At 61.4% G+C, this 25,641-nt stretch carries 25 protein-coding genes; 12 read left to right on the top strand and 13 right to left on the bottom strand.

Annotated elements, in window-relative coordinates; all coding sequences use genetic code 11:
- Positions 1-81: 81 nt before the first annotated feature.
- The 6 genes from pyk to F561_RS0113120 all read right to left on the bottom strand — a co-directional run bounded on the left by pyk (position 82) and on the right by F561_RS0113120 (position 7,886).
- Positions 82-1,533, bottom strand: a complete 1,452-nt coding sequence (pyk, locus tag F561_RS0113145) for a pyruvate kinase (protein ID WP_019010432.1) — start codon at positions 1,531-1,533, stop codon at positions 82-84.
- A gap of 139 nt (positions 1,534-1,672) precedes the next feature.
- Positions 1,673-2,941, bottom strand: coding sequence for a phosphopyruvate hydratase (gene eno / locus F561_RS0113140; protein ID WP_026298883.1), 1,269 nt, complete (start codon positions 2,939-2,941; stop codon positions 1,673-1,675).
- 294 nt (positions 2,942-3,235) lie between these two features.
- Positions 3,236-4,318, bottom strand: a complete 1,083-nt coding sequence (gene dnaN / locus F561_RS0113135; RefSeq protein ID WP_019010430.1) for a DNA polymerase III subunit beta — start codon at positions 4,316-4,318, stop codon at positions 3,236-3,238.
- A gap of 405 nt (positions 4,319-4,723) precedes the next feature.
- The gene (gene dnaA, locus F561_RS0113130) at positions 4,724-6,094 is read right to left on the bottom strand and encodes a chromosomal replication initiator protein DnaA (protein ID WP_026298882.1); all 1,371 of its coding nucleotides are present in this window, start codon (positions 6,092-6,094) and stop codon (positions 4,724-4,726) included.
- A 220-nt stretch (positions 6,095-6,314) separates the two neighbouring features.
- Entirely contained in the window at positions 6,315-6,731 is a 417-nt protein-coding gene (locus F561_RS0113125) for a DUF4397 domain-containing protein (protein ID WP_019010428.1), read from the bottom strand.
- Positions 6,732-6,869: 138 nt separating this feature from the next.
- Positions 6,870-7,886 carry an NAD-dependent epimerase/dehydratase family protein gene (locus F561_RS0113120; protein ID WP_019010427.1) on the bottom strand — a complete coding sequence of 339 codons (1,017 nt, stop codon included), beginning with the start codon at positions 7,884-7,886 and terminating at the stop codon, positions 6,870-6,872.
- Positions 7,887-7,949: 63 nt separating this feature from the next.
- On the opposite strand from F561_RS0113120, the gene F561_RS0113115 reads away from it, so the two are divergent.
- Complete coding sequence (locus F561_RS0113115; RefSeq protein ID WP_019010426.1) at positions 7,950-8,237, top strand: hypothetical protein; 288 nt, start codon at positions 7,950-7,952, stop codon at positions 8,235-8,237.
- Positions 8,238-8,318: 81 nt separating this feature from the next.
- Here F561_RS0113115 and dprA read toward each other — a convergent pair whose 3' ends face one another.
- Positions 8,319-9,416: a DNA-processing protein DprA gene (gene dprA / locus F561_RS0113110; RefSeq protein WP_019010425.1), complete on the bottom strand. Its 1,098-nt coding sequence runs from the start codon at positions 9,414-9,416 to the stop codon at positions 8,319-8,321.
- Between the two features lie 143 nt (positions 9,417-9,559).
- On the opposite strand from dprA, the gene F561_RS0113105 reads away from it, so the two are divergent.
- From F561_RS0113105 to F561_RS0113080, 6 genes are all read left to right on the top strand, one after another.
- Positions 9,560-10,312 carry a metallophosphoesterase family protein gene (locus F561_RS0113105; protein WP_026298881.1) on the top strand — a complete coding sequence of 251 codons (753 nt, stop codon included), beginning with the start codon at positions 9,560-9,562 and terminating at the stop codon, positions 10,310-10,312.
- 76 nt (positions 10,313-10,388) lie between these two features.
- Positions 10,389-11,327 (top strand): hypothetical protein, encoded by a 939-nt coding sequence (locus F561_RS0113100; RefSeq protein ID WP_019010423.1) that lies wholly within the window; start codon positions 10,389-10,391, stop codon positions 11,325-11,327.
- Between the two features lie 22 nt (positions 11,328-11,349).
- Positions 11,350-12,012 (top strand): MBL fold metallo-hydrolase, encoded by a 663-nt coding sequence (locus tag F561_RS0113095; RefSeq protein WP_019010422.1) that lies wholly within the window; start codon positions 11,350-11,352, stop codon positions 12,010-12,012.
- An 89-nt stretch (positions 12,013-12,101) separates the two neighbouring features.
- The gene (locus F561_RS0113090) at positions 12,102-13,061 is read left to right on the top strand and encodes a glycoside hydrolase family 130 protein (RefSeq protein ID WP_019010421.1); all 960 of its coding nucleotides are present in this window, start codon (positions 12,102-12,104) and stop codon (positions 13,059-13,061) included.
- Between the two features lie 204 nt (positions 13,062-13,265).
- Positions 13,266-14,471, top strand: coding sequence for a low temperature requirement protein A (locus tag F561_RS0113085; protein ID WP_026298879.1), 1,206 nt, complete (start codon positions 13,266-13,268; stop codon positions 14,469-14,471).
- Positions 14,472-14,569: 98 nt separating this feature from the next.
- Positions 14,570-15,244, top strand: coding sequence for a DUF2270 domain-containing protein (locus F561_RS0113080; protein ID WP_019010419.1), 675 nt, complete (start codon positions 14,570-14,572; stop codon positions 15,242-15,244).
- A gap of 129 nt (positions 15,245-15,373) precedes the next feature.
- Here F561_RS0113080 and F561_RS0113075 read toward each other — a convergent pair whose 3' ends face one another.
- The 3 genes from F561_RS0113075 to F561_RS0113065 all read right to left on the bottom strand — a co-directional run bounded on the left by F561_RS0113075 (position 15,374) and on the right by F561_RS0113065 (position 17,655).
- Positions 15,374-16,213 (bottom strand): CDP-alcohol phosphatidyltransferase family protein, encoded by an 840-nt coding sequence (locus F561_RS0113075; protein WP_019010418.1) that lies wholly within the window; start codon positions 16,211-16,213, stop codon positions 15,374-15,376.
- 165 nt (positions 16,214-16,378) lie between these two features.
- On the bottom strand, positions 16,379-16,756 hold the full coding sequence (locus tag F561_RS0113070) for a hypothetical protein (protein WP_019010417.1): 378 nt from the start codon (positions 16,754-16,756) through the stop codon (positions 16,379-16,381).
- Positions 16,753-17,655 carry a hypothetical protein gene (locus F561_RS0113065; RefSeq protein ID WP_026298878.1) on the bottom strand — a complete coding sequence of 301 codons (903 nt, stop codon included), beginning with the start codon at positions 17,653-17,655 and terminating at the stop codon, positions 16,753-16,755. Before F561_RS0113065 ends, F561_RS0113070 begins: the two co-directional genes overlap by 4 nt.
- Before the next feature lie 82 nt (positions 17,656-17,737).
- Between F561_RS0113065 and F561_RS0113060 the strand changes: the two genes are divergently transcribed.
- Both F561_RS0113060 and F561_RS0113055 read left to right on the top strand, forming a co-directional pair.
- Entirely contained in the window at positions 17,738-18,517 is a 780-nt protein-coding gene (locus F561_RS0113060) for an APH(3') family aminoglycoside O-phosphotransferase (RefSeq protein ID WP_019010415.1), read from the top strand.
- Between the two features lie 81 nt (positions 18,518-18,598).
- Entirely contained in the window at positions 18,599-20,827 is a 2,229-nt protein-coding gene (locus F561_RS0113055) for an MMPL family transporter (RefSeq protein WP_026298877.1), read from the top strand.
- Between the two features lie 75 nt (positions 20,828-20,902).
- On the opposite strand, the gene thrB is transcribed toward F561_RS0113055, so the two are convergent.
- Positions 20,903-21,811 carry a homoserine kinase gene (gene thrB / locus F561_RS0113050; RefSeq protein WP_019010413.1) on the bottom strand — a complete coding sequence of 303 codons (909 nt, stop codon included), beginning with the start codon at positions 21,809-21,811 and terminating at the stop codon, positions 20,903-20,905.
- Positions 21,812-21,920: 109 nt separating this feature from the next.
- A complete protein-coding gene (gene thrC, locus F561_RS0113045; RefSeq protein ID WP_019010412.1) occupies positions 21,921-22,961 on the bottom strand; it encodes a threonine synthase in 1,041 nt (346 codons plus the stop codon).
- A gap of 495 nt (positions 22,962-23,456) precedes the next feature.
- Here thrC and F561_RS0113040 point away from each other — a divergent pair, with 495 nt between their 5' ends.
- Positions 23,457-23,723, top strand: coding sequence for a GlsB/YeaQ/YmgE family stress response membrane protein (locus F561_RS0113040; protein ID WP_019010411.1), 267 nt, complete (start codon positions 23,457-23,459; stop codon positions 23,721-23,723).
- Between the two features lie 252 nt (positions 23,724-23,975).
- The gene (rpmB, locus tag F561_RS0113035; protein WP_026298876.1) at positions 23,976-24,191 is read left to right on the top strand and encodes a 50S ribosomal protein L28; all 216 of its coding nucleotides are present in this window, start codon (positions 23,976-23,978) and stop codon (positions 24,189-24,191) included.
- A gap of 86 nt (positions 24,192-24,277) precedes the next feature.
- Here the strand turns inward: rpmB and lspA are convergent, their stop codons facing one another.
- Complete coding sequence (gene lspA / locus F561_RS0113030; protein WP_019010409.1) at positions 24,278-24,835, bottom strand: signal peptidase II; 558 nt, start codon at positions 24,833-24,835, stop codon at positions 24,278-24,280.
- Between the two features lie 98 nt (positions 24,836-24,933).
- Here lspA and F561_RS0113025 point away from each other — a divergent pair, with 98 nt between their 5' ends.
- Positions 24,934-25,401, top strand: a complete 468-nt coding sequence (locus tag F561_RS0113025) for an S-ribosylhomocysteine lyase (RefSeq protein ID WP_026298875.1) — start codon at positions 24,934-24,936, stop codon at positions 25,399-25,401.
- Positions 25,402-25,641 lie beyond the last annotated feature (240 nt).

Raw genomic sequence — 25,641 nt, 5'->3', positions numbered from 1 at the left:
AACTGCGTCCCTGTGGATAAAAGCCTGACCACCCCATCACACTTGGCGGTGGGGTTGGTCAGGTCAGAATTGTGGGTGAGATCAGACTCGCGTACTCATGTCCTCTTCGCGCAGACGCTCGACGCGCAGCATGTTGGTGGTACCACGCACGCCGAACGGCACACCCGCCGTGATCACGTAGCGGTCGCCTACATCAGCCAGCCCACTCTTTTTCAATTCGTCGTTGGCAATGCGGACCATGTCGTCGGTATCGCGGGGGTCCTCGCTGAGCATCGGCACGACGCCCCATGACAGCGCCAGCTGATTACGCGTCTGGATGTTGGGCGTGAGGGCAAGAATTGCCAGTGGAGGCCGGTTCTTGGCAATGCGGGCCGCCGCGCCGCCAGTGCTGGTAAAGGTCACGATGGCGGGCGAATCCAGCTTCTCGCCGATGCTACAGGCCGCGTAAGCGATAGAATCCTGCGCCAGTTCGGTATCCACGACCAGTTGACGCTGCAACATGGCGTAGTGTTCGCTGCCCTCGGCTTCGCGGGCGATTCGGTCCATCATCGCCACAGACTCGACTGGGTACATCCCCGCCGCCGACTCCGCCGACAGCATGACGGCGTCGGTGCCGTCGTAGATGGCGTTGGCTACGTCAGACGCCTCGGCGCGGGTCGGACGCGGCAGGCTGATCATGCTTTCCAACATCTGCGTGGCCGTGATCACGGGTTTGCCTGCTTCACGGCACATGCGGATGATGCGCTTCTGAATGGTGGGAACCTGCTCGGCACGCATTTCTACGCCGAGATCGCCACGAGCCACCATGATGCCGTCCACTTCTTTCAGGATGTCTTCAAAGCGGTCTACGGCCTGAGGCTTCTCGATCTTCGCCATCAGCTTGGCGCGGCTGCCAAAGCGGGAGAGGTAATGACGGGCCAGCAGCAGGTCGTCGCGGCTGCGAACAAAGCTCAGGGCCACCCAATCCACGCCCAACTGGGCACCGAATTCCATGTCCTGCACGTCCTTGTCAGACAGCGCGGGCACCGACAGGTCGGCTTCAGGAACGTTGATCCCCTTGTTGTTTTTCAGAACGCCGCCCACGACCACCGTGGTCTGCACGTCGTTGCCGCGCACGCCGTCTACGCGCAGAGCCATGTTGCCGTCGTCCAGCAGCAGGGCCATGCCGGGATGCACGTCCAGCGCGAGTCCCTTGTAGGTGGTGCCCACGCGCTCGGCGGTGCCTTCCACGTCGTCGTCCATCGTAATCACGAATTTCTGGCCCTTGACCAGCGTGACCGAGCCTTCAGCAAAGCGGGCCACACGAATTTTCGGCCCCTGAAGATCCTGAAGAATGCCGATGCTGACGCCCTTCTCATCGGCCAATTTGCGAACCATCTCGAAAGTCTGACGGTGATCATCGGGATCGCCGTGACTGAAGTTCATGCGGACCACGTTCAGGCCCGCGTCGATCATGCGGCCCAGGACTTCAGGGCTGCGGCTGGCGGGGCCGATGGTGGCAACAATTTTGGTGGCGCGGTCAAAGTGCTTCATGTGTGTTACCTGCTTTTGTAGAGAGTGCCTGCTCTAGAACCGGTACCTGCTTCGGATGGAAAGGATTCCAAATTCTTCTGGACAGGTGGGCGGCAAGGGTCAAGGCCCCACCGCCCACCTGTCCGGGCCAAGATGAGGCTCAGCGCAGGGCTTTGCGGCCCAGGAACACGGCGCGGTCACCCAGACCGTCTTCGATGCGCAGCAGTTGGTTGTACTTGGCAATACGGTCGGAGCGGCTGGCGCTGCCGGTCTTGATCTGTCCAGCATTGGTGGCGACGGCCAGATCAGCGATAAACGCATCTTCAGATTCGCCGCTGCGGTGGCTGATGATGGTGCCGTAACGGCTGCGCTTGGCGAGTTCGATGGCGTCCATCGATTCGGTGAGGCTGCCGATCTGGTTCACCTTCACCAAAATGGCGTTGCCCACACCAGTATCGATGCCGCGCTGAAGGCGTTCGGGGTTGGTCACGAACAGGTCGTCGCCGACAAGTTGCACCTTGTCGCCAATTTTCTGGGTCAGCAAACGCCAGCCGTCCCAGTCGTCCTCGGCCAGGCCGTCTTCGATAGACAGGATGGGGTAACGGGCGGCCCAATCAGCCCAGAAATCCACCATCTCGGCGGTAGACAGCACGCGGCCTTCACTTTCGAGGTGGTAATTGCCGTCTTTGTACAGTTCGGTCACGGCAGGATCAAGCGCGATCACGATGTCTTTGCCGGGTTCGTAGCCCGCCTTTTCGATGGCTTCGAGCAGCACACTGAGGGCTTCCTCGTTGCTCTTGAGGTCAGGGGCAAAACCGCCCTCATCACCGACGTTGGTGTTGTAGCCGCGTGCGCTCAACACTTTTTTCAGCGAGTGGAAGGTTTCTGCGCCGTAACGCAGTGCCTCGCGGAACGACGGCGCACCGACCGGCATGACCATGAATTCCTGAAAATCGACCGAGTTGTCGGCGTGTGCGCCGCCGTTGATCAGGTTCATCATGGGCACGGGCAGCGTTTTGGCATTGCTGCCGCCAAGGTAGCGGTACAGCGGAATATCGAGTTCTGCCGCTGCTGCACGGGCTGTGGCAAGGCTGACTGCCAGAATTGCGTTGCCTCCCAGGCGTCCCTTGTTGGGGGTGCCGTCAAGGTCGAGCATGGCGGCGTCGATGGCTGCCTGGTCGCTGGCATCCAGACCCACGACAGCTGGCCCAAGCGCCTCGTTGACGTTCTGAACGGCTTTCTGCACGCCTTTGCCGCCATAACGGCTTCCGCCGTCGCGCAGTTCAAGGGCCTCGTGCGTGCCGGTGCTGGCTCCGCTGGGCACGATGGCGCGGCCTACATAGCCGCTGTCGAGGTGAACTTCAGCTTCTACGGTGGGATTCCCACGCGAATCCAGCACTTCACGGGCCATCACTTTTTCGATGTTCATGCGTTCCTCCGGGTACTGCATCAGCGGCACTTCTCGGTATTCCTCGATTCAACCCGCGCTCCTAAGCTGCCGGGAGGGTAGGTGTACTTGGAACACTATAAGCGCCCCATGTCAGATCTGGATGCACCCGGTCTAACGCGGTCGCCCGCCTTGAATCCTGCCGCGTTGATCTCGATTGGATTTCGATTTGAGAAGTCTCGGCTACCTGCGCATCACTGCCAAAATATCCGAGCAGCTCGCAACTGACACAGGCGAGTGCGGCAAGAGATGCCCACGCTGCCCTCCACTGGCCCCTCAGACGCGCAGCGTGACCATGACGGCCATATAACCGCCTCCACCGCTGGCACGGAAGATGGCGGGGCTTGTAGAGCCGCTGAACAAAAGCTCGGCGTCTCCTTCAATGGGACCGAGGGCATCCAGGACATGCCGGGCATTGAACGCCAGACTCATGGCTGGTTCCGTGCCGCCCTGAACCACATCCAACGTGTCCTGGGCGCGGCCATAGTCGCCCTCTGCAGCCAGCAGCAACTTGCCCTGCGATACCTGAAATTCCACGCGGTTGTTGGCATTTTTGTCGGCCAGCACAGCAACGCGGTTTACAGCGTCCTTGAGGGCCGTGGCAGGCAGGGTGACCTGCAAACGAATGTCTTTGGGGATCACACGCTCATAGTCGGGAAAGTCTCCATCCAGAAGTTTCAGATTCATGCGGACGCGGTCGGTGGTCACGGTCAGCATGCCCTCACCGTAGGTAAACCGGGCCTCGCCGTCCTTCAGCACACGAATCAGTTCGTCGGCGCTGCGGGCAGGCACGATCAGATTTTTACCGTCTCCACTGGCCGGGAAATCCCGGATCGCCACGCGGTAGCCGTCAGAAGCGACGACCCGCGCCGTTTCACCCCGGTGTTCCAGCTTGATGCCCCGGAAGACCGCCTGAAAAGCTTCATTGCTGGCGGCGTAGCGCACGCTACCGAAGGCCCGTGAAAGTTCTCCGGCATCCAGGCTCACGTCGGCCTGCGTGGGAAAAGACAGAGGCGGATAGGCTTCCAGATCCCCAGTCTGCAACTTGAAATTTGAGCCGCCAGCACGCACGGCGAGTTCGTTTCCAGTCAATTCCAGTTCCACGAGTTCGCCGCCCAAGCTGCGAACGATCTGAGCGAATAAATGGGCCGGAATGACAAAGTTTTGTGGGGTCTGAACCTCTGCGGGCACAAAACAGGACAGGTCGATTTCCAGATTCGTCCCACTCAAGGTCAGGCCCGCTTCAGTGGCTTCCACTTTCAGCGAGGTCAGGAGGGGATTACTGCTCCGGCTAGGAATCACACGCTCAAGGAGTCCTAGACCTTCGCTCAGAATTTTTTTGGTGATATGCGCTCTCATAATCGGTGACCTCTTGGTGGAGAAGGGGAGGGGACAGAATCTAATTTGACCCCTCATGGGGCGTTCCTATCTTTTACCTGTCTTTATATAAATTAAAAGATAGTAGTAGTAGTAATAGGGCCTGTGGAAACTGTGGAAAAGTGGTCTAGAGGAGCGCTGGGCGCATGTTTGGCCTGTGGACAAAATTGTGGATAACTGGCATCTTCCTGTGGATAACCTGTGGATAAAATCGGCACTTATCCACAGGGGTCAAATGACCTTGGGTTATCCACAATTTTATCCACAGAAAAAAGGCACTTATCCACAGGTTATCCACAGGTTTATCCACAGCTTGTGAAACTCTGCACACGGTTTTGGAACGCTGGATGGAACTTATTTTTATCTGTACGTAAAACACCGTCCTGATTATGCCTCATTATCTTCCTCATCCAAGCCCTGCATTTGTCTTCGGAGGCTTGAAACTGAGGCTGTCAGTTCGGTGTCCTTGCCCATTTGCTCCGTGACTTTGCTGACCGCGTGCATCACGGTAGAATGATCGCGCCCAAAAAACTGGCCAATTTCAGGCAAAGAATGACTTGTCAACTCCCGAATCAGGTACATGGCAACCTGACGTGGTACTACAACTTCCCGCACACGTCCTGCACCGCGTACCACGTCTTGCGGCATGTTGAAATGCGCCGCTACCTGCCGCAGAACGTCAATCATTTCTACCTTAACTTCTTGCGGCGTAAAAACGTTGCTCAGAGCTTTGGCCGCCACTGCACGCGAAAATGGCACGTTATTCAAACTACTGAAGGCCACCACGCGCATCAAGGCACCTTCCAGTTCACGGATGTTGCTCGTGACCTGCCGTGCGATGAGTTCCAGAACATCCTGAGGAATATCAATGCGGTTATGCTCCGCGTTCATCTTCAAGATCGCTACACGTGTTTCAAATTCCGGAGATTGAATATCGGTGATCAGTCCCCATTCAAATCGGCTTCTCAGACGACCTTCCAGGGTCTGAATATCTCTGGGAGGCCGATCTGAACTCAGAATGATCTGTTTATGATTTTCATAGAGAGCATTGAACGTATGAAAGAATTCTTCCTGAGTCCGTTCCTTGCCCGCCAAAAATTGAATGTCATCCACCAACAGAAGATCTACAGAGCGGTATCTGTTGCGAAACAGAGTCATCTTGTCATCACGAATGGCATTGATCAGATCATTGGTAAAGCTTTCCGTAGATACATACTCAATTCTCTTTCCCGGAAAGCGCTCCATCATGTAATGCCCGACGGCGTGCATCAGGTGGGTTTTGCCCAGGCCGACATCCCCATAAATAAAGAGCGGATTGTAGGCCTTGCCCGGAGATTCGGCCACAGCCAACGCTGCGGCATGGGCCAGATTGTTGTTTGGTCCCACCACAAAATTTTCGAAGGTGTACTTGGGATTCAGGCTTTTGCGGTTCTCTAAGGGGGCGGGCGAAGGGGAACGCGTGGGCGGGCCGGGTGGTGGCGGCGGGTCTTGCGGCAGGAACATAGCTTCTTGCACCGCAGGCAAGACCTGAAAACTTACAGCGGGATTTTGCGCCCCCAGACTACGTAACGCGTCTTCAAGCAGGTCCAGGTAGTGCTTGCGAAACCACTCCTGCGCAAAACTGTTCCTGACACCGAGCACCAACGATCCCTCCTGGACGCCCAGGTTTTTGACCGGGGCAAACCAGGTGTGGTACTCGACTTCGGAGATGTTTTTGCGGACGTACCCCAGCACGTCCGCCCAGATTTCCTGCGAAATAAAGCACACCCCCCTTCTGGCCTGCGTTGGACTGATTTGATTTTGCTTCAGCCCATGTCAGGCCAGCATACCATTCCCGGTTTCTTTGACCTGTTGCCTTTCAGGATGTCCCGCTTCTGAGATTTCACAGTCTCTAGCCACGTGATTCTGGCCGCATTCGATACAAAAAAGCGATCCCCTCGTCTGACGGAGGGGATCGCTTAAATTGGTTTCCAGCAGTTCAATTGCCGTCCAAGAACTGCTGAACGTTGCGGCTCCCACTCACAAACGTCAGGTCGTAGTCCGTCGCGGTGTCATTATTCTGAACTCCCAGGGCATACCATTGGTCAAGAGCGACATTGATCGTGCTCTGAGCGATGGTCATTCCGTCGTAGGCGGTTTTGACCAGAATGTCATGGCTGCCCGGCGTGAGATTGAGGAGGGTGGCCGCGTCGGTCGCTAGGGCCTGTGCCACGACTTTCTGACCATCCACGAATAGATCCACGGCTCCTGCCCGTCCAGTATCGACCATAAAATAGACATTCGCCGCGTCGGTGTCGGCGCTGAGTCTCTGTAGACCGCTCTGGGCCTGAGCAGCGGTGAAGGTGGCGGTCAGCAGCAGAGTGGCGGTCAGGACGGGCAATTTCAGGTTCTTCATGATGTTCCTCCGGGTGTTCAGGGGCCGTTCTCGGCTTCCCTGTTGCCCAGAGGTTAGGCGGCACGTTTTAAGTTCCGATGCAGCGTTGTTGAAGAGTTGGCACAGTTTTTGAAGAAGTGATGCAGAAGCCCGTCGGGATTACTGAGAATCTGCGTCCTGTACATCACGATTGGCATTCAGGGCCGCCGATTCTAGCTCAGGAGTCAGGGCATAAGCTGTCTGTTGGCCCGCACTCCAGGCCCGCGTATCCCGTGCGGTGGTGGCCGGGTCGGTGAGGGTCAGGCCCGCGGCCAGGGCAGGAGATGCATCTATATCCATCAGGCCGCCCTGCTCACTGTCATCGGCCAGATAGAGTGGCAAGTCGCGCCAGCCGATGCCCTGAGCTTCCAGCGTCGCGGCGTCCACCCACACCACCGACTCTGCGCCGATGGCCTGCATGAATTCCGCCCAGGTCAGGCGCGGGCCGGACACGTTGAAGATGCCGGGTGTGCCGTCTTCCAGAATCCGCACCGCGAAGCGTCCGAGATCCCGTGCGTCGATGACCTGCACATGATCCGAGCCTTTGCCCGGAGCCAGCATGGGCCTGCCGTCTTGCCGGGACTGGGCGGCCCGGTCGGGCCAGTACGGATAACGGGCCGTGTGGTCAAAAGGGCCAGCCACGATCTGTGGTCGAAGAATGGTGGCGCGTGTTCCGAAAACATCCTGCACGATTCGTTCACAGGTCACTTTCAGCGGGCCGTAGCTCTCGCCTGTTACTTCAGTCAGGTCTTCCGGGGCGGCGGGCAGCAGGGGATCGGACTCACGGATGGGGTGGCGGTGTTGTTCGGCATACACGCTGACGGTGCTGACAAAGACATACCGGTTGACGCTGTCTGCCAAGGCGTTGGTGCTGGCCTGCACCGCTGCGGGCGTGTAACCGCTGACATCGATACAGGCATCCCATCTGCGCCCACTGAGGGCCTGTAGGCCCGCCGCACCCTGCTCGCGGTCACCTTGCAGGCGTTCTACCGTACCGGGCAGTTCGTCCACAGACTGGCCGCGTGTCAGCACCGTGACCTCATGGCCCGCCGAGAGAAGGGCTTCCACGATATGCCGCCCGACAAAGCGTGTGCCGCCCAGTACCAACACCTTCTGAACCTGTCTGGCTGTGGTCATGTTCGTCAGGATGCCACGCCGCTCCACTTCCCATCATCCCGTGGCCGCCATACACTGCCCGCCATGAAGATTCGGTTCACGGGAGGGCGGGTCCGGGTGCGCCTGGACGATCTGGAAGCCGCGAGCCTAGCGCGTGGGGAAAGGCTGGAAACAGGGGTGAACTGGCCGGACGGGGGCTGGAGCCTGACACTCGATCCACTGAGCGGAGGCGTGCAGGGGACGGCGGGCCACCTGACCGTGGGCCTGAAAGACGTGCTGCCCACGCTGCTCGATCCTGCACACGAAGGCGTGACTTTGCCCGGCCCGCCGCGTGTGGATGTGGAAAAAGACTATGGGCCGCAGCACGAGTAGCAGGCGAGTCTAACTTGGGGCTATAAGCCCATAAGCTCTGTGCCATAAGTTCCGGGCCAGGGAAGCTGGTGCTTTCAGCCTCTAGCGCCTGACCCACCGCCCTCCCACCTCCTCAGTCAACATCTGTAGTTGCAGCATCACCAGTGCGGTTTGCAGTTCTGAGAGGCTCAGGCCGGTGCCTGCCTGCAAGTCGTCCAGGGTAGAAGGTGCATTCAGGGCGGCCAATACGCGGGCCTGATCGGGTGGAAGGTCGGGCAGAGGAGCAGTGCAGGCTGCTCCCCACCCCATCTCATTCAGGATGTCCTGCACGTTTTCAGTCAGGACGGCTCCGTCGCGGATCAGGCGGTGGGGGCCAGCGGCGCGGGGATCGCCTGCCAGTCCGGGCACGGCGAACACGGTGCGCCCACATTCGAGCGCGTGCGTCGCCGTGATGAGTGAGCCAGATTTCAGCTCGCCTTCCATGACAATTGTTGCGGCACTCAGCGCCGCGATCAACCTGTTTCTGATCGGAAAGTGGTGGGTGGCTGGCCCCGTTCCCAGCGGATATTCGGAAATCAGGGTCAGCTTCTGGGCGAGGGCCGCGTTTTCGTGCGGATAGATCATGTTCACGGCGCTGCCCAGAATGCCGATGCTCAGGCCGCCCGCCTCGGTGCTGGCGCTGTGGGCGGCGGTGTCTATGCCGCGTGCCAGCCCACTGATCACCGTCACGTCTGAGCGGGCCAGATCTGCCGCGATTTTTCGGGTCAGTGCCAGAGCGTGCGGGCTGGCGGCGCGAGTGCCGACCATGCCGATGGTCCGTGGCACGCTGGGGAGGTCAGGCAGTGGCCCCCGCACCCACAGCACGGCAGGTGGGTCGCCCAAAGAATCCAGCGCCGCCGGATATCCTGGCAGACCCCGGCCCAGCAGGGTCACACCTGCCCGCTCCAGTTTGCTCAGTTCGGCCTCGGCCTGTTGGGCGGGCCTGGCTGTCCCGATGCCCGAGAGTGATCTGGCATCCAGCCCCGGCGTGTGGCGCAGTTCGGTCAGGGGCATGGTCAGCGCCGCCCGCGCACTGCCGAAGCGTTCTCGCAGACTCTCTATCCGGCGTGGCCCCAACTGAGGCGTAAACCGGAGCGTCAGCAGGGCCAGCAATTCCTCAGCCTGGTCGGTGGTGGGAGAAGAAAGGGAGCCGGAGGTCACGCGGCCAGAATAGCGGGAAGAGGCAGTTAACTGATAGGTCGTTCACCAACATCCCCTACTCCGATCTGCCGTTTAGCCCCGGAAATGACCTCCTGTGCAGAACATCTTCAGCCTTTCATCAGTTGGGCGCGTATCATGGGGGGGTGCGGCTCCTGCTGCTTTCTGACATTCACGCCAACCAGACAGCTCTGGAAGCGGTTCTGAGTGATGCCGATTCCAAGCGGCACGATCAGGTCATCCACCTTGGCGACGCGCTGGGCTACGGTCCCCACCCCCGCGAGGTCCTGAACACCCTGCGCGATCTGGACGCCGTATGTGTGATGGGCAACCACGACCAGATGTTGCTGGACTATGCCGATGGCCGCCGCGAGATCAAAGAGAGCATCGTGTCTCAGGCGCTGCTGTGGCAGCTCGACCGCCTCTCCGAGCGGGATATCGCCTGGGTGCGGGTGTGGCGTGACGGCATCGACGATCCCGATGTGGGCGCACGCTACCGCCACGGCACGCCGGTCAGCCTGGACGATTACACCGATTCGGTCACGGCGGCCCGCGACGCCTTCGCGCAGTGGCAGGGGCGGCTGGGCTTCGTGGGGCACACGCACGCCCCCAGCGTCTACGCCACCCTGAATGCCCCGGTAGGTGAGTGGATCAAGCATCAGGCGTTTCAGGACGGGGGCAGTTATATGGTGCCGCCCAGCGCCCGCGTGATCCTGAATCCGGGCAGCGTGGGCCAGCCCCGAGACGGCAATCCGCGTGCCAGCTACGCCATTTACGACTCGGTGCGCGGCCATTTCGAGGTGTTCCGGGTGGCCTACGACATCGGACGGGCACAGGAAGCGGCGCTGGAAGCAGGGTTGCCGCAGGTACTGGCAGCGCGGTTGGCCATCGGGAAGTAGGACGTGAGCTGTGGCTAGTGGGAAAAGCACCAAAAAGCAGGCCGAAGCCGAGCCGATAGTTCTGGCCATCGGGCCGATGACGGCGCAGGCCGCGCTGCTGCACGGGCCTGTGCTGGAGCAGACCGGACTCTTTGGGGGCAATGCCCTGTTGCTGACCGGGCCAGCGCGGGTGGGCAAGTTGGCGGTGGCCTGGGCAGTGGCCGCGCAGTTCAATTGCTCGGGAATTCGCGGCATGTCGGGCGAGGCGTGTGGGCAGTGTCCGTCTTGCCGCATGTTGGCGGCGGGCACGCACCCCGATCTGCTGACCGTGGAACCCCGCGCCACCACCAGCACGGGCAAAACGGCCCGGCGCAAGATCATTCCTATCGGCGCAATTCTGGACAACCGCGACGACAAGAACGAGTACGACATTCACGTCTACGAGTTTCTGGAAGTCCGGCCCACCTTCAGGCGGCGCGTGGTGATCGTCAACGGCGCGGAATACCTGGGAAATACTGCCGGAAACGCCCTGCTGAAACTGGTGGAAGAGCCGCCTCACGGAGCCTTGTTCGTCTTTCTGGCCGAGGATGCGCGGGCGGTTCTGCCCACCATTGCCAGCAGAAGCGCCCGCCTGAGCGTCTCGCCCGCGCCCGATCAGGCGATGGCATTCGCGCTGGCGAAAGCGGGCCACGACCCTGACCCCGAACTGGTGGCCTTTGCCGCAGGTCGCGCCGGAGTTCTGGCCGACCCGGACACCGTGCGGAGCGCCCTGGCCGATGCCCGCGAACTCGATCAGGCCATCGGCACGGGCCTGCTGACTGCACTGGAAGCCGCCGAGAGTCTGGAAAAACGCTTTGATCCGGCCTGGCATCCTGAAGCGCTTCGCTTCGTGTGGCAGCCCCGCCCACCTGCCCAGCGTGCCCGCGCTGACACCGCCCTGGACGCCCTGCAAGCCGCGCTGGAGGCCTACGCCAGCCCCAGCCTCAGCTTTCAGGTCTTCGTGCTGGGATTGCGGGATGCGTTCGGATTGGTATAGCGGCCACCAGTACACTGCCCACATGACCCGCCCGCACACCCAACCTCAATTGCACGGCTCCGCCCGCGTCTGGACCCTCTCCACTGGACCTCTGCAGGAAAACGCCGTGTTGGTGGCAGGCCAGCAGAACGAAGGCTTCCTCTTCGATCCCGGCGACGAGGCCGACAAGGTGCTGGCCTGGGTGCGGTCCTCGGGCGTGACCGTGCGCGGAATTCTGCTTACACACGCACATTTCGACCATATCGGTGCGGTACAGCCTCTGCGTGAGGCCCTGAAAGTTCCCGTGTATCTGCACCCCGCCGACCTGCCGATCTACCAGATGGGCGCGGCGAGTGCGGCCCGCTGGAATCTGCCGTTCATTCAGCCGGAAGCGCCCGACCACGGCATTGCCCAGGGGCAGACCTTTACAGCGGGCGACCTGACCCTGACTGCCCGCGAGGTGCCCGGACACGCGCCCGGTCATGTGGTGTTCGTGGATCAGGACAGTGGTTTCGTGGTGGCTGGAGATACGCTTTTTCGGGGGGGAATAGGCCGCACCGACCTGCCCGGCGGCAACCATGCCCAACTGCTGGCAGGGATCGCGCAGGAACTTCTGACCCTGCCCGATGCCACCACCGTTTACCCGGGACACGGGCCAGCCACCACCACCGGTTTCGAGCGGCGTACCAATCCGTTCTTGCAGTAGTACCTGCCGCAGCCAAGCGCTCCTATCCAGAGTGTGTGCTCTCTCAGCGCTTGGATAAACCAGCAAACGTCAGTTCTTCAGGAGCCGTCATGACCTATTCAGACCCACCTGCCGGAGTTTTCGATGCCGTCGCCACTTTGCGGGCCGACGATGGCCGCCGCTTTCTGCTTCACCGCCACCTACACAGTCCTGTTCTGCGCCCCAGCCCACTGAACGCCTGGGAAGCCATGAACGTTTTCAATGCCGCCGTGGTGCAGCATGCGGGCCTCTTTCATATGCATTACCGGGCGCAGGGCATCGATTTCGTTTCCAGCATCGGGTACGCGGTGTCGGCAGATGGACTGACCTGGAACAAACTGGAACAGCCCGTTTTGGCCCCGCAGGAACCCTACGAATCGCGTGGAGTGGAAGACCCGCGCGTGACATGGCATGAGGACGACCAGTGTTTTTATATGGCCTACACGGCCTATTCTCCGCACGGCATCATGCCCTGCCTGGCCCGCTCTCACAACCTGATTTCGTGGGAACGGCTCGGCCCGGTCATTCGCGGCGAGGACAACAAAGACCATGTGCTGTTTCCGCGCAAGATCGGCGGGCGCTACGTGATGTTCCACCGCCGCCCGCCCAGCATCTGGCTGGCCTCTTCCGATGATCTGCTGAACTGGACGGATCACCGAGAATTGATAGCCCCGCGACCCGAGTTGGGCGGCTGGGACGAAAAACGCGTCGGTGCGGGGGGTGTGCCTATCGAGACTCCGCACGGTTGGCTGGTGCTGTATCACGCCTACGACCAGCGCCATGTCTACCGCCTGTCTGCCGCCCTGCTTGATCTGGAAGACCCATCGAAGGTCTTACACCGCCCTGCCGAGTTCATCATGGAACCCACTGAGACGTGGGAAATTCGCGGAGATGTGCCCAACGTGGTTTTCTCCTGCGCCAATCCCGTAGTTGGCGACGAGGTGTGGGTGTATTACGGTGGCGCTGACCGGATGGTGGGTTTGGCGACCTGTAAATTAAATGACCTGATCAATTTCGTGCAGGGTCAGTAGCGTTTCTGGCACTAAGTAACAATGTGAATCTGACCCGGTGGAATCTGCCGATATTAAAAACACTCTTGTAGCCTGACCTGATCGAGCCATGAACTAACCCCAATCTATTCAAGTTCAGTTTTAGCTCGACACTTATCTATATAAATCCCGCTTGGCATCCAATCGACCATCTGTTCAGATGAGAGGCTGATGTCATGAGGATTGATGTTAACTAACTTCCGATTGTGGTGGCAAAAGCCGCAGCTTCATGTACCGGGCAGCGAGGCCAAGCGGGTCACGTGGCTGGAACTCTTTTACGACCTGATTTTCGTGGTCGTCATTTCGCGGTTGGCGCACCATCTGGCCGCCCACCCCGACCTGAAGACGTTCACCGAATTCGTGTTGCTGTTTATTCCGGTGTGGTGGATCTGGCTTTCCATCGCCTATTACAACGAGCGGTTTGAAACCTTCGACCTCAGCTTCCGGGCGTTCACGTTCTTGCAGATGCTCTCGGTCGCGGCCATTGCAGCAACGGCTGAGTACGGCTTCAGCAAAACGGCGACTGGCTTTGCGCTGTCCTACGCCTTTGCGCGGGCTGTGATCACCTTCATGTGGTGGCGGGCAGGGCGGCACAATCCTCAGACGCGGGTCGTGACTGATGTCTACGTGCGGAACTTCAGCCTTAGCATCATCTTGTGGGTCATTGCCGCCTTCGTGGGTGGCCCGGTGGGACTGGCCCTCAAAGCGGCTGGCCTGCTGATAGACCTGCTGACTCCGCTCCTGACGCTCAGGGATCAGGTCACTGCCTTTCCTGCCGCTGCTCGCAAACTGCCGGAACGCTTCGGCCTCTTCGTGATTATCGTGCTGGGTGAAAATCTGGTGGGCACCGTCAACGGCCTGGCCGACGCGGGCAGCGTCGATCTGGTCACGCTGGTGCGCTTTTCTCTGGGATTTCTGCTGGGTTTCGGGCTGTGGTGGATCTACTTCGATTACATCGGGCGCTTGGAACCCGATTCCCACGACCGCCGTAAATTTGCCCTGTGGTCTTATCTGCACCTGCCGCTGGTGATCGGCATCACCATGATGGGCGCGATGGTTCAGCACGCCATTGTCCCGCAGGGAGAAGGCGCAGAGTTACACAGTGTAGAAGCAGGCGTGCGCTGGCTGCTGGCGGGCGGATTTGCCCTGTTCTATCTGGCCTGCGCGGGGCTGGAAGGTACGTTGGAACACGGCGGCACACCCCTGATCGCCGCCCGAACCATCGTGCCGCTGCGAATAGCGACGGCGGGGGCGGCCCTGCTGTTGCCCCTGCTGCCCGTCACCCTGTCCTGGATGGTCGTGGGGCTGATCTTGCTGCACGTCCTGCACGCTATCTTGGGAGTTCGGGCGTGGTTTTCCAGCGGCAACGTGGGGCGCACCGACATTCACTGATCGGGATGTATGGGGAACGGAATCCAGATAAGACTGCTGTTTGCGCTGCTGCGCTACCCTGAGGGCATGAACTCCTCTCCGTCTATGGCTCCGGTCTGATGCCCGGCTCTGGCGGCGGATTGGGAGCCTTGCTGGACGGCGCTCTCACTGAAGCGAGCTACACCACCAACACGGCCAATGCCCTGATTCATCTGTACCGCGCAGAGGTGGGCAAGATGACGGCCTACCGTCAACGCCTCGATATGACCACCAACTGGTCGGTTGTGACCACGGCAGGTCTGGCTTCGTTTGCCCTCGGTGATCCCAACAACAGCCACGCCACTTTTCTGTTTGCCATGTTCATGAACTATTTCTTCCTGCGGCTGGAGGCACGGCGCTTCCGCAGTTTCGAGATCGCCCATCACCGGGTCAGGATCATGGAACGTTTTTTTTATCCGGCCATGCTGGGCGACAAGGTGGATACCGGCTGGCATCAATTGCTGCTGGCCGAACTGAGCAAGCCCCGCAGTCCCATGACCCGCGCCGATGCACTGGGCTGGCGTCTGAACCGCAATTATCTGTGGATTTATACGGCGGTTCTGTTCGCGTGGTTTGCCAAACTGGATCTCAGCCAACCCAAAGGCTGGTCGCTGGAATTCCCGGATGCTCTGGCTCTGGCCGACATCGGTAATTTTCCCGGCTGGCTGGTCTTTCTGGGAATCACGGTGTTCTACACCCACCTGATCGTATTGGCGATTCGGGCGGCCCGAACCTATCCGCTGGAAGAAGGATGAAACGTCAGTGGTGAGTGGGTAGTGGGAAAAGCGTGGTGGCCGCAGAATCTATGCGCCAAGGTACGAACAGAGACTTTGAGAATGCTCTGGCGATGGGCAAAACAAGAAAGCTTTTGACCTTCCCACTCACTACTTCCCACTTTCCACTGACCCTTCCACCCGCCCTTCCCGCCACAGTTGCACCCCCACCAGCAGCGCCGCTTGTAGGGGCAGACTGGCGGCATAGAGGCGCGGGCGGCCCAGCAGCAGACATACCCCCAGCGCCAACGATTGCGTACTCAGGCCCAGATTGGCGGCGATTCCGGTGATGGGCTGAGGCGTGTAGGCTACCTGTTGCGCCTGGGTCGGAGGCTGACCCGTGCGGGCACGCAGACGGCGCTGGAATACCGCGCCCAACAGCTTTTCCTGCGGCACGAAATAGGCGGCATACACGGCTTTGAGGGCAGCCAACAGGTGCGGATTGTCTCCGCTCTGGGCAGGCGCGGCCCGGAATTCTTCGCCGCGTGCGGCGCGGTAATCGCGTTCCCACAGGTAATCCACGCTCAGGATCAGGCTTTGCAGCAGCGTCAGCGGCAGGCCCCAGCGTCCCACAAGGGCCACATTCAGCGCCGCGTTCACCACCAGATCCATCTCGGTATCCAGATACCGGCCTGTTTCGGTGGTCTGTCCGGTGGCGCGGGCCAGTTGGCCGTCGGCGGCGTCCAGCACAGTCTTGACCTGAAGCAGCAGCGCAGGCGTCAGCCACCCACCACGCCGGATGGAATGGGCCGCGTACAGGCCCAGCGCCGTATGAAACAGCACCAGATGGGCCGGATTCACGCCCCAGCGGGCCAGAGGGCCGATCAACTGCTGCGCCGCAGGCCGGAACACCCGTTCGGACGCCCACTCTCTGCCGGGGCGGGCTTTACGCGTCTGCTCCAGCGTGGGCAAGTGGGGTGGGGGAGAGGAGGCAGCAGGCATGGTGTCCATGATTCTGCACCAACGCGGCCTCTTCAAAGAAAAACCCGCTGCATGATCGTTCATGCAGGCGGGTCTGGATCAGGTTTTGATTGGGTTACAGAATTGGTGAGAGCTTGGACGATACGGCCACCACGCTTTTCCCACTCACCACTGACGACTGACCACTGCCGGTCTTTACCGCCTTCCACCCTTCGGCGCACTCTTGCGAACTCCGGCATAGCGGTTGCGCTCTTTGCGGCGCTCGGCGCTGGTTTGACCTGCCTTGTTCACGGGCGCTTTGCTGCCCCCACCCAACCGGCCTCCACGCACTCTGCTGGGCGCAAAGGTATCGACCATCAGGTAACGGGCCAGAGGCACGTACAGCAGCAGGACGAACAGGAGCGTTCCCCACCACGTATCCAGATACGGCCCCAGCCCCACGGCCCGCAGCAGGCCGCCCACCAGGGTGGCAAAGATGGCGAACAGGAATACGCGCACCGTCAGCTTGATGATCTTGCCGCGTGTAAAGCCCGGTTCGGGGTCGGGGGTGGTCAGCCAGCGCCAGATATTCATGCAGGGTCCTCCGGCAGAGTGTTTTCGGCAGCGGCCCGCGCCGATGCGCCCAGCGTGATCCGGTCCCGGAAGGCTTCGAGTTCGGGCCACTCGGTCTGTCCGGCGTCCAGATCGATCAGCAGGGTGGGCGCGTGCATCCGGGCGGCGGCGCGGTTCAGGGCGGCGCGGTGGGCCGCGTCACGGGCCGGAGCCACGAAGATCACGCCCCGCACAGCACTTTTGCCCGACAACAGGGACGCCGCGCCAAACAGTTCCCGCTCGCCTGCCGGAATCTGCCCGGTTTCTTCCATCCGCTCGGCCCGTGCCAGCACCTGCGCCACAGGCAATTCGGAAGAAAAGACGGCATGCAGCCCCAAAGCATCCAGCGCCGGGGCGAGGCCGCTTGCCAGAATCTCTTCGGCCAGCAGCGAGCGCGGCCCGATCACAGCCACCGTGACCCGCGACGCCATCGCCAGCGGCGGCATGTCTTCGCGTGCTCCGCGTGACTTGGGCTTGACCCGTTCCAGCGCCAGCCGCATTCCGCCCGGATTCTGGGCCAGTTTCAGGCCAATTTCGGTGGCGACGGTTTCCAGCGTGGGGCCGCCGTCGGGAATGGGCATCAGCGTGGGCAGGCTGCTGAAGCGCCGGGAAAGCAGTTCGGTGAGCGCCTCGCCCCAGGCGTCGTTCGCCACGGGCGCACTTTGCGGCACCAGCACCGCATCTACCCGGCCCAGCGCCAGAATGCGCCCCAATGCCAGTTGCACCTGCACGGGTTCCCCCGGCAGGCTTTCTTGCCCCAGCGCCAGAGCCTCGGCGTCGGTCAGGTCAGAGACAGCTCTCTCGACCCCAAGTTCCTTAAGGTACGCTGCCCAGTACCCCGACAGACGCGCCGCACGCGATTCCAATAAGCCAACCTTCACGCTCCGCAGTGTACAGGGCTTGGGCCGTGAGAACCGGAAACTGTGTTCCTCTGACTGCGACCCACCCTCTATCCTTTTCCCCATGTCCGATCCGTTCCCCACCCTGCCCGACGCCCTGCGCCGCATTCTGCCCGCCGCCCGCTGGGAAGCCGTGACCGAGGGCCAGAGCGGTGCGGGCGTGTGGAGGTCGCAAAAATACGTGCTGAAGGTACAGGAGCGCGGCGGCCACCCGGTCAGCACCTTGCAGCAGGAGCGCGAGCGGCTGCGCTGGCTGGCGGGGCGCGTGCCCGTGCCTGCGCTGATCGGCTTTGAGGTCAGTGCCACGCACGAATTTCTGGCGATGTCGCGCCTGCCCGGAATTCCCATGAGCCACTCCGACGCCCTGCTGCACCCCGAGCGGGTGGTGGGCCTGCTGGCGCGTGCGCTGCGGGAACTTCACGCCCTGCCCGTGCGCGATTGCCCCTTTTCCATGACCCTGCCCGTGACCCTGCGGCTGGCCCGCGAACAGGTGGAATCGGGCGCGGTGGATGAAACAGATTTTGACGAAGAACGCCTGGGCCGCAGCGCCATCAGCATTTTCAACGAGCTGGCCCGCACCCGCCCGCCCACCGAAGACCTCGTGGTGACGCACGGCGACCCCTGTTTGCCCAACCTGATCCTGAACGGAGAGTGGGTGGAGGGCTTCGTGGATGTGGGCCGTGCGGGGCTGGCAGACCGACATGCAGATGTGGCCCTTGCCCACCGCAGCCTGACGCACAACCTGACCGCCGCCCACGCCGAGGCCTTTCTGGATGCCTACGGGCGCGAGTGGGTAGACCCGCAAAAGCTGGCCTATTACTGCCTGCTGGACGAATTGTTTTAGAGCGGGTCTTCACGGCTCACCGCCCAGCCTGTATCTCTTCCGTCACGTCCCCTTGTGACCCACATGCTCTACTTGGGCTTCATGCGTGCCTTCTCCCTATTCGTCACCCGGCGGCCCCTTCTGGTGTTGGCCCTCTGGGTTCTGGCGGCGCTGCTATCGGTGCCCTTCGCGGCCCGCGCTCCCGCCGCCTTGTCGGCCAATCCCGGCAGCCTGCAAAATTCGGATGGTCGCCGCGTCATCAATCTGTTGCGCGAGCGGTTCGGAGAAGAAGACACCAATACCGTGCTGTTGGTCACGCGCAGCACCCCGGATCTGAACACGGCCCAGGGCAGGGCCACCTACGACAGGTTCGTGCAGGGGCTGGAGGGAGTGCAGGGCGTGACGCGGGTGCTGCGTCAGGATGCCCAGACCACGCTGCCCACGCGGGCGACTGACGGTGTGCTGGCCCTCACGGTGGCCCAGATTCCATTGGAGGAAGGAGCCACCGAAACCCTTGGGCGGGTGCGCGAGTACGCGGCAAAGGTGGAGGCGTCCGGCCCCGGCCTCAGCATCCGTATCACAGGTGGGCAGGCCATTGCCGATGATTTCACTGCCTTTGCCGAGAGCGACACCAAACGCAGTGAATTTGCCGCGCTGCCCCTCACGGCGCTAGTGTTGCTGCTGGTGTTCGGGGCCCTGGTCGCCACCGGGCTGCCGCTGGTCGTGGGCGTGCTGAGCATCACGGTGGCGATGGCCTGTCTGTTTGGCCTCACGCAGGTCATGGAGGTCAGTACCTTTGCCCAGAGCATCATCACACTCATCGGGTTGGGCGCGGGCATCGACTACGCCCTGCTGATGGTCAACCGCTTCCGCGAAGAACTGGCCCTGGACAGCGATTCGCGGGCGGCAGCGGCCCGCACCATGCTGACGGCGGGGCGCAGCGTGGCCTTCAGCGGCGTCACGGTTGCCATTGCGATGGCGGGCCTGATCCTGCCGCCGCTGGCCTTTGTTCGCAGCATGGGCCTCGGTGGGGTGCTGGCCGTCCTGCTCACCGTGCTTGCCAGCCTCACGGCCCTCCCTGCCATGCTGGCCCTCCTCGGAGAACGGGTCAACAGCCCCCGCATCCTCAAATTTCCGTGGGCACAGAGCAGCGCGGCCTCAGAAGCCTGGACGGCCTTCGCCCGCCGCGTCACGGCCCGCCCCTTCCTCGGCGTGATCCTTAGCACTGCCTTTTTGCTGTTGCTGGCGCTGCCCGCCCTGAATATGAAAACAGGCTACGCGGGCGCATGGGGCCTGACAGCGGGGGTCGAAAGCCGGGACGCGCTGTCGGATGTTCGTACGCTGGGGGCGGGTGGCCTGCTCAGTCAATTTGAGGTGGTCTTGGACAATGGCAAGCGTTACGGCCCCACAGACCGCGAACGGTTCCGGGCCGTGGTGGCCGACCTGCGGGCCTTACCCGGCGTGCAGACCGTCCTCAGTCCCTTCCTGACCGCCGCCGACCTGAGCGCCAACGGAGCAGGCGGCGGGGGCACGGACGCCATCGCTGCCGTCACGGCGCTGACCCGGCGTTCCTTCAGCACAGACCGCCAATTGTTGCGCGTCACGGTCATTCCGAGTACGGCCTTGCGGGCAGACCGCATCGACGCCTTCGAGAGCCAGATTCGGCGCACGCTGGATGCCAGCGGCTACCGCTACACGCTGGGCGGCGCACCCGTCGGAGAGCGCGAATTCAGTCAGGCCATCACCGGAACGCTGCCCACCGTCATCGTGGGCGTGTTTACGGCCACCTTCCTGCTGCTGATGGTGGCCTTCCGCAGCCTGCTGATTCCCCTCAAAAGCATCGTGATGAACGCCCTGACGGTGGCCGCCGCCTATGGAGTGGTCACTTTGATCGTACAGGACGGCTTTCTGGCCTCCTATCTGGGCATTCCGCAGGATGTGGGTGTACTGGATTCCAGCCTGCCGCTGCTGCTGTTCGCGGTGCTGTTCGGCCTCAGCATGGATTACGAAATCTTCCTGCTTTCAAGGGTGCAAGAAGAGGTACTGCGCGGTCATCCCAACGATGAGGCGGTGGTCTTGGCCGTCGGGCGTACGGCGCGGATCATCACCAGCGCCGCCGTGATCATGTTCATCGTGTTCTGCGCCTTCATCGTGGGGCGCGTGGTCGCCAACAAAAGCATCGGGCTGGGGCTGGCGGTGGCCGTGCTGCTCGACGCCACATTGGTGCGGCTGGTGCTGGTGCCTGCCTTCCTGAAAATTGCCGGAAAGTGGAACTGGTGGCTGCCGAAGTGGTTGGATCGGCTGTTGCCGCAGGTGCGAATAGAGCATTAATCAGGGGGTAGATCGTAGAACGTGGATCGTGGTTTGGCGTTTGCCCCACGATCCACGTTCCAGACTCCACGATCCCTATTGCCGTTCAACCACCGTGCCCACCGCGTCAATCGGCAGATCCAGCACCGTTCCGGTCAGGCCGTTTTTGGCCATCACCGTATGCAGGTAGGTGTGCAGCCGCGCCGTGTCCTCGCGGGTATCGTGAAAACACAGCACCGTGGGGCCAGCGCCACTCAGGGCCGCGCCCAGTGCGCCGTGCTTGTGGGCTTCTTCCAGAATATCGCTGAGGCCGGGAACAAGGGGCGCTCGCCAGATCTGGTGAATGTAGTCCTGCATGGCGTGGCGCAGCAGATCCAGCCTGCCCACGCTGAGGGCCGCCGCCAGCAGCGCGGCGTGAGAGAGGGCGTGTACAGCGTCGGCGCGGCTGTATTCCTTGGGTAACACGGCACGGGCCTTGCTCGTCGACAGCTCGAAGTCGGGAATCAGCACCGTGACGGCCAGATGTGCGGGCGGATCAAGGCGTACGTAATGCGTGCCCAACTTGTCCAGTGTGGCAACCACGATGCCGCCGAACAGCGCCGGGGCCACGTTGTCGGGGTGGCCTTCCTCGCGTGCAGCCACGTCCAGCACCACTTCGGGGGTCAGGGGCGTGCCCAGCAGCTCGTTTCCGGCCACGATTCCGGCCACCAGTGCGGCGGCGCTGCTGCCCAGCCCACGGGCCAGCGGCACATCCGACTCAATTTCTATGCGGGCGTGCGGCAGTGGCTGCCCAGCGCGTTTGGCAGCCAGCAGCATGGCGCGGTACACATAATTGCTCTCGTCGTGCGGCGTGCCTTCCAGCCCCGCGCCCATCGGCACCACTTCGGTGATGAGCTGCGGCGTGACCCGTAAGGTGGTGTACAGCGGCACGCTCAGGCCGAGGCTGTCGAACCCCGGCCCCAAGTTGGCGCTGCTGGCAGGCGCACGAACCGTAAACGAGGTCATCCGAATACCGGAAGTTCAGCGTTCCAGACGGTCTCGCCCACACTCCACGATCTACGTTCTGTCCTGTGTTTTTCCCACTCACCACTCACCACTAACCACTCACCCATCCCTAGAGAATAGTTGCCAGCACGCTCTGCATGTCGGCTCCTACTGCCACGGGCGCGGCCATGTTCCGCATTGCGTTGTTGGGGTCTTTCAGGCCGTTGCCAGTCAGAACCGCCACCACACGCGATCCGGGCTTCAGTTTTCCGGCGGCATGCAGCTTCAGCAGGCCCGCGACGGGAGTGGCGCTGGCAGGCTCACAGAACACGCCTTCACGGGCAATCTGAAAGTAGGCGTCCATGATTTCATCGTCGGTTGCCATGTCAAACAGGCCGCCGCTTTCGCTGACCGCCGCTTTGGCAAGGTGGGCGCTGGCCGGTGCGCCGATGCGGATGGCGGTTGCCAGCGTTTCGGGGTTGTCTACCCGCTCCAGCCCACGCGCCAACGGAGCCGCGCCCGCCGCCTGAAAGCCCCACATTCTCGGCAGGGTGTCGGTAATGCCGCGTGTGCGGTACTCGCGGAAGCCCATCCAGTACGCGCTGATGTTTCCGGCGTTGCCCACGGGCAGGGCCAGAATGTCGGGAGCCGCGCCCAGTTCGTCCACGATTTCAAAGGCGGCGGTTTTTTGTCCCTGAAGGCGGTAGGGGTTCACGCTGTTCACGAGGGCGATGGGGTGTTCCCGGCTGATCTGCTGCACGAGGCTCAGGGCCGCATCAAAGTTGCCGTTGATCGCCACGATCTGCGCTCCGTAGGCCACTGCCTGCGCCAACTTGCCCAGCGCAATGTTGCCATCGGGAATCAGCACGATGCACCTCAGGCCGCTGCGGGCCGCGTAGGCGGCGGCGGCGGCGCTGGTGTTGCCCGTACTGGCGCAGATCACGGTGTCTGCGCCGTCCTCCACGGCTTTGGCAACCGCCATCACCATGCCCCGATCCTTGAAGCTGCCGGTGGGATTCAGGCCCTCGTATTTCAGGTACAGGTCGATGTCCAGCAGTTTGCTCAGGGCAGGCGCGTGAATCAGGGGCGTGCTGCCTTCGTGCAGACTCAGGGCAGGCGTCTTGTCGGTGATGGGCAAAAAGTCTCGGTAGCGTTCAAGTAGTCCGGGCATAGGGTTCAGTGTCCTCCGCGCCGCCGCGCCCCTGTCAGGAAATACAGTGGGCGGGCGGATCAAGTCTGCCTATGCTAGCGGTGTCGTCGCCCCAGCGTTGTCGGGGGGGCAAGACAGGTCAGCAGTAGATTCAGTTGGATGGGCGTCCTGTTGGCCTTCTATTTAGGTAGGGGAGGTTGCAAGAACAGTGGGACAGACCCGAAAGAAGGGCTGACCGGACGGCTTCTCAGGGTCAGGATATGAAATGTGAGGCACAGAGACACTCGCCCAGTTGGGGGCTGTGCATCAGCTCAAGATCAGAAATGAGCGTGCTGGCCGCAGTTTGCATAGCTCAGCTTCAGCAGCGGTTTGGCTGGTGCTTACCGGGTGTTGGGCCAGTCTTGAGAAGGTGTGCCCTACTACACTTATGGGGGGGCTGCCGTCTCATGCTCAACCCACAACGGCTTCACCTCAGAAGCGACCATCGTTGAAACTCAACGTCCAGGAGGTAAGAACATGAGTTGGATCATCACTATTCTGGTAGGTGCCCTCTGCGGGTGGCTCGCAAGTCTGATCATGAAAACCAATGCCCAACAAGGTGCAGTGGCGAACATCTTGATCGGTATCGTCGGTAGCATCATTGCTCAGTTCCTGTTCGGCAACCTGCTGAACATCGGCGGAGACAATGCCGGAACGGGCTTCAGTTTCTGGAGCATCATCTGGGGCGTCGTCGGTAGCGTCGTTCTGATCGCCATCCTGAAGGCCCTGCGCGTTCTGCGTTAACGTTTTCAGCTTTCTGAACCGGATTCCCTCGTGGTTTCCGGTTTTTTCATGCCTTCCGTCTTTCGCCTCAGCTGATCCTTGGCCTGCTCCTTTAAGGTTCGCCGCTCAGTCTGTGGAGGCCTTATCCTGCCCATTTTGGATGTGCTACATTCGTAAGGCTTGTCTGTTCCCGCCCGGCGTGGCAGACGCTCCAAAATGGGGCGCGGCCTGCGGGCAGTGCAGCGGAACTAGACTCAAGAAGGAGAGACCAACATGTCAAAAGTATGCGAAGTGTGCGGCAAAGGGCCGATTGTCGTCAACTCTGTAGTGCGCCGTGGTAAGGCCCGTGCGGCAGGCGGCGTAGGCCGTAAGGTCACCGGCGTCACCAAAACCCGTCAGGTCCCCAACCTGCAACCTCTCACCGTGACCCGTGGCGGCGTCAGCCTGCGCCTGCGCGTCTGCACTAAGTGCCGCCGCAACCTGATCTGAACAGCCTGATCTGAGTTGGGTCATCACGCCGACCGCTGCCTCTGTCCGTTCTGGATGGAGGCAGCGGTCTTTTGTCTCTGCTCTTCTTAGAGCTTGGGCTTGCGGTCGGCTACGAAGGTGGCGATCAAGAGCAAAAGGGTGCCGCCCACCACGCAACTGTCGGCAATGTTGAAAATAGGAAAGTCGCCTGCATTCAGGGCGCGGGTCACAGCGCTCAGGGCAGGGGAGTGAATCATGTCCGTCACCTTGCCCAGGCGAATACCGTCTATGGCGTTCCCGATGGCCCCAGCGGAAATCAGGCTCAGGATCACGGTGACGAAGCGTGTCTGCGGACGGAAGGTGACGTAAGCCAAAATTCCCAGTCCAACCGCCAACCGCCCCAGCGCCAGCGGAAGGGCCGAGCCACTGAAGAGGCTCCATGCCGCGCCCGTATTAAAGGTCAGCACCCAGTCGATCACGCCGGGAATGAAGGGAACAGCGGGCTGACCCTGCACCAGATTGGACAGCGCCCAGGCCTTGAGGGCTTGGTCGGCCACGATCAGCAGGCCAGCAATTAAAAACGGCGTCCACACAGGCAAGCGCGGCGCACGGTCGGTCAGGGTCGGCACGCCGAGCAGTATACGGAGAGCAGAGAAGCAGAGCATCAAGCAGTGGGGTCTGAAACAATGGTCTGTTACTTGCGGCGGAGAGGGTGCTGACCACGTCACCATGCCCGCCTTTCAACTGAGCGACAATGATGGGCATGGCAAATGTCGAATCTTTCGATCTGGATCACACCAAAGTCAAGGCTCCCTACGTTCGGTTGGCAGGTGTCAAAACCACGCCGCGTGGCGATTCGATCAGCAAATACGACCTGCGTCTGCTTCAGCCCAATCAGGCAGCCATTGACCCGGCGGCCATCCACACCCTGGAACATCTGCTGGCCGGTTATCTGCGTGATCACCTGACCGATGTTGTCGATGTCTCTCCGATGGGATGCCGCACCGGAATGTATATGGCCGTGATTGGCGAACCCGATGAGCAGGGAGTACTGCGGGCCTTCGAGGCAGCCCTGCGCGATACCGCCGCCCATGACCGTCCCATTCCCGGTGTCAGCGAACTGGAATGCGGCAATTACCGTGACCACGACCTGGAGGCCGCCCGCCAACATGCCCGTGACGCTCTGGCTGGGGGCCTAAAGGTTCAGGAAACTGTTTTGCTCAAGCGCTGAGCCACGTTTCATCGCTGTGCCTACAGTGCAGAGCAGTACAAACACAAAATGATTCTCGTTCGATCCGGTCCGCAAGGGCCGGATTTATGCGTGTCAGAGGCGTTCTGTAGGTATTTCAGAAAAGGTGTGAGGTCAGATAGGGTTAAGGGGGTTGACAGGTGAGGGAATCCCCTGTAATCTCTCTGAGCCTCAAGAGAGGCGCGGTGCATGACAAGCGAGTGAGAAGAGCGAGAGCAAGCA

This window comes from Deinococcus aquatilis DSM 23025 (assembly GCF_000378445.1).
GTDB classification, from domain to species: domain Bacteria; phylum Deinococcota; class Deinococci; order Deinococcales; family Deinococcaceae; genus Deinococcus; species Deinococcus aquatilis.
Note: the sequence above shows the minus strand (reverse complement) of the source record. Positions and strands in the feature narration are given on the sequence as shown.